Annotated in this window: 7 protein-coding genes; all 7 read left to right on the top strand. The window is 42.7% G+C overall.

Translation table 11 applies throughout. The features are described from left to right. Nucleotides 1-1,599 precede the first annotated feature (1,599 nt). The 7 genes from NIES208_RS18115 (at nt 1,600) to NIES208_RS18145 (ending at nt 7,971) form a co-directional block, all read left to right on the top strand. Nucleotides 1,600-2,973, top strand: a complete 1,374-nt coding sequence (locus tag NIES208_RS18115) for a glycosyltransferase family 4 protein (RefSeq protein WP_075894393.1) — start codon at nt 1,600-1,602, stop codon at nt 2,971-2,973. A 328-nt stretch (nt 2,974-3,301) separates the two neighbouring features. Then, nucleotides 3,302-3,868 carry a PTPA-CTERM sorting domain-containing protein gene (locus NIES208_RS18120; RefSeq protein ID WP_075894394.1) on the top strand — a complete coding sequence of 189 codons (567 nt, stop codon included), beginning with the start codon at nt 3,302-3,304 and terminating at the stop codon, nt 3,866-3,868. Between the two features lie 263 nt (nt 3,869-4,131). After that, the gene (gene hpsJ-C / locus NIES208_RS18125; RefSeq protein ID WP_075894395.1) at nt 4,132-4,761 is read left to right on the top strand and encodes an HpsJ-like protein, cyanoexosortase C-associated; all 630 of its coding nucleotides are present in this window, start codon (nt 4,132-4,134) and stop codon (nt 4,759-4,761) included. A gap of 28 nt (nt 4,762-4,789) precedes the next feature. Continuing rightward, nucleotides 4,790-5,728: a cyanoexosortase C gene (gene crtC, locus NIES208_RS18130; RefSeq protein ID WP_075894396.1), complete on the top strand. Its 939-nt coding sequence runs from the start codon at nt 4,790-4,792 to the stop codon at nt 5,726-5,728. A 557-nt stretch (nt 5,729-6,285) separates the two neighbouring features. Further along, nucleotides 6,286-6,675, top strand: coding sequence for a hypothetical protein (locus NIES208_RS18135; RefSeq protein ID WP_075894397.1), 390 nt, complete (start codon nt 6,286-6,288; stop codon nt 6,673-6,675). A 30-nt stretch (nt 6,676-6,705) separates the two neighbouring features. Beyond that, nucleotides 6,706-7,356 (top strand): DUF2301 domain-containing membrane protein, encoded by a 651-nt coding sequence (locus NIES208_RS18140; protein ID WP_075894398.1) that lies wholly within the window; start codon nt 6,706-6,708, stop codon nt 7,354-7,356. Between the two features lie 3 nt (nt 7,357-7,359). Then, a complete protein-coding gene (locus NIES208_RS18145; protein ID WP_075894399.1) occupies nt 7,360-7,971 on the top strand; it encodes an L-threonylcarbamoyladenylate synthase in 612 nt (203 codons plus the stop codon). Nucleotides 7,972-8,042: the final 71 nt, after the last annotated feature.

Consider the following 8,042-nt stretch of genomic DNA (forward strand, 5'->3'; position numbering starts at 1 on the left):
GCTCTTTTAGCTCTTCGTAATACATTGCTTTGTTTCTTCATTCCCCTAATTCCATCCTTTTCTATTTTATTCATGCAAGAGGTCTATAGTCAAAACCATCAAAGTCAAACCCCGACCAACCTTGCCAACCACGACCATATAAACAAATAGGGCGATCGCCTCACCATCAATATGCCCCATAGTGCCCTGTCTTCTCCCTAGAACTGACGGCACTTTACCACTCGTATCAGCTCACTTATAAACAATTCATGTCACACCCCCTAGCCGATCACCCTATCTACACCAGAGCAACAGCCCAAAACGCCGATTCCCCAACATCCCCCCCGCAACTCCGCCTTTTTTACACCTCATATCAATACATTGGTGAATGGCGCATTTATACCCAATACCCTTGATCCTTGCAGGTAGGCTGTACCCGTCACCGACTTTTTCCTCTCCAATTCCTTCAAAGCAAATAACGTGGAATTATTCGGTCTAGTATTGCCAGATCTCTTTCCACAAAACGATGCCATGGTCGATTTAGCGCATAATTTCCACTTTTGATTTGCCTGTACTTCCCTGACATTCACAATTTTCACAGTATTGATCAATAGAAAGTCGTCCGTTCATGGTGGCGCACAGGTAAATGGTGGCAGCGCACCTTATCCCACAAGTCTCCATGACTACATGGATTAAAAACTGACGTTTGTTGAAATGTGTCCACTCAAAGAAAAAAAGTTGACGCTCTCCCAACATGCCCAAAGACAGATCTAGCGCATAACATCAGGCGCAATCAGCTTACACGCACACAAATACCTTTCAAAATCCCGACTCATCCAGTGCGACCCCTAACCCATCCCATGCAATACGAGAACCAAACGACACCACAGACCAATTCAGCCCCCTTAGACAAAATTCATGAGCCAACTTCAAACCAAAAATGTACCGAACACGAGTTTTGCTTAAGCATGCTCGGAAGTACGACGCAGTGAATGGGAGAGCGAGAGATAGAGAGATGTTTCTATGCAAACAATCCTACTAGCTTTCAAAAAATGCAAATTTTCGTTGCTTCCCCGTGTCTCTCCCTCTCCGTGTCTCCTTTTCTCTAAAGAATTTTGGCTACATTCTTATCCACAACTGACGTTACTGACATCTGCAACCCAAAAAAAAGAACTAAATCCATTTGTCATTACTTATAAGATGCGGGATTAGTCTGATCGACATACCTTAAATAACCCTTATTCAAAAAATAAAAAAGACCCATTTCAAGATTCATATTTGTATGTACCTAAAGATATACGTACACAATCCCACAGCAGCTCAGAAAAACAACAAACAAAGCACCTAAAAGACACCAGAGAGAGTGTGTGATATACATATGCACACCATATGCAGAGTATTTTTGGTCATTTATTCGACTCAAAATTTAGACCAAAAGACTCGATCCAATGAAGACTTTATTAGTACTTCATAGAAAAAAAACAAGCTTTACAAAACCTTTAAACAAAACAGGTATTTCTGTGGCTTTATAGCAAGACCCAGTTGCTAGACTTTGGTTAAGCAACAAAGCAAATCCATTTTGCAAGTTCACACACTGATTTGAAGTAGAGAGACAAGATCGTGACTGTTAGCCGCAACATTTCTTCCAAAAAAATCTATGACCGCTCCCTGATACGTTTTCTTCCTTGGGTACGTCAGCAAGAAACGGCTACTGATAGCTCAACGAAACTCTCTGTCGTCACTCAGTTTTTTCCCCCAGACTATGCTGCCACTGGCCAGCTTATCGAAGAGCTCGTTAAGCACCTTGGTCGTCAAGGCATGAGCATTGATGTTTTCACTGGGCAGCCCGGCTATGCTTACCAAAGTGACGCAGCCGCTAAAGAGGAAATCCTCGAATCCGGTGTCAGAGTTCGCCGCTCCAACATTACTAAGTTTGGCTCTAAGCGATTAAGAGGAGCATTGCTTGGTGGTCTTCTCTTTTCCTTCCGGGCGATCGCCCACATCGTAGCGAACTACAGAAAGTACAATCTTTTACTCGTCACGACTGCTCCTCCTTTTCTGCCCGTTATCGGTTATCTCCTAAACTTCTTCTTCAACGTCCCTTACATTTGCTTGGTTTACGATATTCATCCCGACATTTCAGTTGAGCTCGGTATGATTCGCCGCGACCACCCCATCGTTAAAATTTGGACTTGGCTAAACAAGCAAGTATGGCGAAATTCTAAGGAAATCATCGTTTTAAGCAGCAATATGAAAGATCGAATTGTTGCTCACTGTCCTGAAGTTGAAAACAAAATTGCAGTCATTCATAGCTGGGCAGATCCTCAAAAGATTTATCCAATCGAAAAGAAAGAAAACTGGTTTGCACAAAAGCATAATTTAGTTGAGAAATTCACAGTTCTCTATTCCGGAAACATGGGTCGTTGCCACGACATTGACACGATGTTTAAAGCCGCTCTTGCATTAAAAGATGAGCCTATTCAGTTTGTTTGCATCGGCAAAGGCGCAAAACAAGACACACTAAAAGCAAAGATCAAACAGCACGGATTAACTAACTTCGTTTTCCTTCCTTATCAAGACAAGAAAGACTTAACCTACTCTTTAACTGCTAGCGATTTGGCTTTAGTAAGTGTTAGTGAAGGCATGGAAGGCTTAGTTGCACCTAGTAAAGTTTATGGTTACCTAGCGAGTGGCCGCCCCATCGCGGCAATTTGCCCAGAATCTACTTATTTAAACAAAATGCTTGAGGAAGGGAACTGTGGTGCAGGCTTTAGAAACGGTGACGCGCAAGGCTTAGCACAGTACATCTTGGAACTAAGTCAAGACCAAGAAAAAGCGAAAGCCCTTGGTGAATCGGCAAGAAATTATCTCGAAAACAACTTTTCCCCTGCGGCGATCGCCAATCAATACAACGCAGTATTACAAAAAAAAGAAGCCGTTGACTTTGAAAGCTTCGGCAGTGATTTCATCAAGAAAACATCCTTCTACCTATAAAAACTACACCTCGGCCGGCAAAAAAAGTTCAGATTTAAATCAAATATCAAGCAGGGTTCTAGAAATATCTAGAGCCTTTTTTTATAAATATTTACTAAAAACAAAAAGTGAGTTGCCACCAAGCACTTAAACATAAATTCTTAAGTAATTATTATCATGAATCGGAAGATAGATAGATGTTATGTGAAAATACGGTGAAGTTCGAGAAAAAGTATTGCTCAATCAAAATTTGGTGCGTATAATGAAGACAAGAAACAAATCAATGTAGATAGAGCTTCTAAGAGTTCTATTCTTCCCTACTTAACCAGAAACGAGGTTATCTAAAACAATGAATTTTATCGGCAACAAATTAATTCACGCTGCTCTTCTCGCTGCAACTGTATCTGTCGTTGCTACAGCTCCTGCACAGGCACTCAACCTTAAGGGTAGTTTGGGCTTCGTCGGCGGAGTTGACATTACTTCCACTGGCGATGGCGATGACTTCGATTTTGCTTTCCTAAACCCCAGTGTCATCCTCCGTGCAGAAGACGATTTTGCTCCAGCGGGCGACTCAATTGATTTCACTAATTTTTCAATTGTTGATGCTGGTATTGGTGGCACAATTGATCCTTTCATTACAGGAATTGCATCTTCCAAAGGTGATGTCAATTTTGTCCTCGAAAACATTGGTAGCTTCATGAACAATGGTTCAACCATTGAGTTTACCCTCGCTGGTTATTTCACTGATGGTGCTGGTAACTTCGGTGGTACTGGTACATTTAGTGGTGATTTTGATATTACTACAGGGACTTTCTCTGGTGGCTTGACTGCAGTCCCCACTCCTGCAGCTGTACTTCCTGTTGTTGCTGGTCTTTTCGGTGCTGCATCTCGCAAGAAGCAAGAAGAGGAAGCATAGACTCATTATTGGCTAAATACTCATGATTTACCGATTTATTTAGTCTTTAATTAGAGTAAAAGTATTGAGCAAATAATCTCTAATGTTCTGCATAGCTGTTGGAAGCGCTTTAATGAAAGGAAACTTTTATGGAGCGCTTTTGTTTTTTATTTTGTTTGTAAAGGTCGTATCACTCTGATTTTGGCAATGTACAATCGTATAGGTAGATGCAAGGCTGATTCTATACGGTTAGCTACTATCGCTTCAGTTTTTACTTTTAAAAAATGACATATAACATTGATCAAACGCAGCAACCCACAGCTGGTGGTGGAGGATATAGTGCGAAAAATATTGCCAAGATTGTCGGACTAGTCTGCACCATCGGTTTTATTTTCGACATGCTGATCCTATTTTTGCCACCTCAGCTTGGTAATGTGACATGGCGCATTGGCATAGAACAGGAATTTGCGAATCGCAGTATTATTTTCCTCTTTGGTATTGCTTTACTTGCTTTCAGTGGTGTGGGCGTAGCCAAAGGAAAGAGTCGACTCCTCCTAATCTCTCGTACTTCTTTAATCGCTGGGATTGCATTTTTCTTAATCAGTTTGATTGCGATCGCCGATGCAGTACAACTACAAAACCAAGCATTGGGCAATATTGACAACAGAGAGAGCGAAATTCAGCAGCAAATTAGGGATGCCGAACGGAATCCGGAAAATTTGCGTGAAGGCGTCAATGTTGAAGATCTCCAACGTATTTCCGACGAACTCACAAGGCAAGCAGAAGAACGCCGTAATCGTGCCCGAAGAGCGGCGGTTAAAACAGCTGTTTCTAACGTAGGCAATTTAATTCTGGTGGGCGCTGGATTAATTGGTATCGGACGCAGCGGTTCCCGTCTTGCGAAAAACGGGTAATTAGAGCAAAGACACGCATACAAAGCCAATGAAAAAAATCAATTTAAATCTCGGCAACAAAGTCCAATCAACAGCTCAATATTTATTTCAGCAGGGTAATAAGTCATGGCACAACAGATTCATCGCCTTCGGTTGGCTTGCCATGTGTCTGTTTATTCCCTTGTGGATTTATGATATTGTGCTTGGCACAATTAACGGTGCTGCAAGTTTATTGCTAGTCGCTTTAGCCGGGTTCGGTTTTTTTCAGCTGTGGCAAAAGCGGGAACAATTATCGCAACTTAAAGCATCCGAAGAAGACAAAATTCTTGGTTACATCCTGATTAGCGTGGCGATCGCCGCTGTGCCTTTCTGTTTGTCTGTCGAATGGCATCAGAAGATTATTTTTTATATTTTTCTCACAGGTACAGCTTTCAGCACATGGGGTTTCGGATTCTTTAAAAGATATCCCTTACCTACTTTTTTGATTTTTATGGGATTTTTTCCCCAGCCAACGATTTTCGGAAAAATGGTGTGGACAGCATTTACACCAGAAGCAGGACTAGAACGATTTATGGCCATAGCAGGAGCTGCAGGCTTAAAAGTAATTGGTCAAACACCCAGTGTGCAATGGGATATCATTAGTCTGCCAGATGGATCTGTGCGCGTAGACTGGGGCTGTAGTGGCTTTGACCTTGCAACGATTGCCGCAGTGACCAGTTTGCTGCTTGGGATTTTTTGGAAGCAACCCATGTGGAAAACATCGTTATTTGTCCTAATGGGTATTGCTTTTAGTCTGATCGCAAATGTCCCTCGCATTATGCTAATGACGTTGGCTTCCGTGTATTGGGGTCCTGAATCCTTTGAGTTTTGGCATGGTTTTTGGGGAGGGCAAATCTTTCTCTCTATACTTTTTACAGTCCACTACTATGCAATGCTCGCTTTACTAGACTGGAATCCTTTTAAAGCCAATAAAGTAACCACGGGATAAAAGACCTCGGCAGTTTTAGTGGATGAAATCACTCGAATATTTAACGGCTAGTTAGACAAAAATACTGAATATTACTTTGATACTTAGGCTCCTAAATTTGAAGATTTAGGGGTCTTTTTATCGCAAGGATTAGCAGATTAAAAGCAAGATTCAAAGTCCCTATGGCATAAAAAATACATCACAAACAAGCCAAGTAATGGGATCTAGCCCACATTCTGCTAGTTGAGAAGCCGAAACAATAATTAAATCCACGATCTTTTTGTAGCAAGCTTTCTAGCCATTTAGTCTCTTTTTAGTGATCTGGTGAGAATTCTCAATAATTTCAGCTTATCGTCAATAAAATCGCTGGAATCCTATAGCTTCGTTTTAATTATTTTTTGACCATGTGGACTAGCGGAATGTCGGATCTAGACTTTCGTCCATCGGTTTCGCTGGTAATTCTACGGTTAGTATCGTTTTACAGTTTGCCTAAAAGACAGAGGATCTGTAATAGTCTCCAATCACGAAAGGTATCGATTATCCTAGGAAAAGGAGCACTTGAAGGAGTAATTATTGCGATGGCTGACTTCGGTAATTTGGTTCAAAAGGCGTTTTATCTTGGGGTTGGTGCGGCATCGATCGCCGCGGAAAAAGCGGGTTCAACGATCCAAGATCTCAAGGAACAGGCCCAAGGTGTTGCGGATGAAATGGTTCAAAAGGGCGAGATGAATGCGGAAGAGGCAAAAAAATTTGTCAATGATATGGTGAGGCAAGCTCAGGATAAAATTCCTAATGGTGCTCAGTCTCAACCGAAGACTGCTCCGGAGGAGTCCAAAGAGCCTCGTCGCATTGAAATTTTAGATGAAGAAGAGATGGAGCTCAATGTTGATCAGAAGTCCCAAGAGGCTGCAGAGCTCCGCCGCGAGCTAGAGGAGTTGCAGCAGGAACTCAAAAATCTCAAGCAGTAGAAATTTAATGCCAAGACATAGCAGAAGGTAATGATGGATAGTGCAATACAGCCGGAAATTTATCAGGGTTATTACGGTGAGTTTACGATTACAGATGACGATCGCCGTGATGTTTGGCTATACCGAGGTGGTTTGGCGATCGCCGCACTATGTTTTTCCCTTGGGACGGCCTTAATGCTTTGGCATGGGGATCGTGTCTCGGTACAAAATGCTGTCACGGTCTTGTTTGGCATTTTTTGTGCCGGGCTCGGACTAAGTTTGGCGAAAATTCATATTTATCTTGTGCCCCTCCACCGATTACTACAGATTTTTTGGGCTATGGGTTGTGTCGCGGCGATCGCCCTCATGAGCTTTTTTAAGCAGCCACTCATTGCCGTTATTTTTGAGCATCCCGCTAGCATTTGGGGCATTGGGTTTACCTTTGCTGCACTTACAGGCATTTTCTTTAAAGAAGGCTTTTGTTTCCGGCGCGTTGAAACAATGGTTTTGACACCTTTAGTACCTGTTTTGCTGTTAGGCCATTTAACGCAACTTTTACCTGCAACTTGGGCGGCGGTCGGTTCCATGGTGTGGAGTCTGTTATTTCTCACCTTTGCGGCACGTAAATTTACCCAGGCTCCGGCGGCGGATATTGGTGATAAAAGTGTTTTTGACTATCTTGAAAAACAAAAAACGACATAATCCATGGCCTTAGTTGATTTTGAAACGCTTATTGATCACGCTAACGCGGATGAAGTGATTAGTTTTCCGACTGATACGGTTCCAGCTGTTGCTGTAAAGCCGGATTATGCTCAGAAAATTTACACTCTCAAACGGCGATCGCCCGATAAACCCCTCATTTTAATGGCAGCTTCCCTAGAAGAAATTTGGGACTATGTTGTCGGTAGTGCCGCAGAGAAAAAACAATGGCAGGCGATCGCCGCTAAATATTGGCCCGGTGCACTCACTCTTGTCTTACCCGCTTCAGATCGAGTATCTGGGGCAATTAACCCCACCAATTCCGGGACTGTGGGCGTACGAGTTCCAGACCTTGAGATTGCACGCAAAATCTTATCCAAAACTGGCGTGATGGCCACCACAAGCGCCAACCTATCTGGACAGCCTCCCATCGAATGGACACAGGAAATCGCCCTCACCTTTCCAGACCTACCCGTTTTAAATTGTTGGGAGGTAGAGCAATTAGGCAAAATCGGCAATGGCCAACCCTCCACTGTTGTTCAATGGCAAAGTGATGGTACATGGCAAATCCTTCGCCAAGGCACAGTTTCACTAGAAACAGCACAGTCCAATTTGTAATGCCTGACACCTATTTAACGTCAGTTATGGATAAGAATGTAGCCAAAATTCTTTAGAGAAAAGGAGACACG

The sequence above is a fragment of the [Limnothrix rosea] IAM M-220 genome, assembly GCF_001904615.1.
In the GTDB taxonomy this organism is placed as follows: domain Bacteria; phylum Cyanobacteriota; class Cyanobacteriia; order Cyanobacteriales; family MRBY01; genus MRBY01.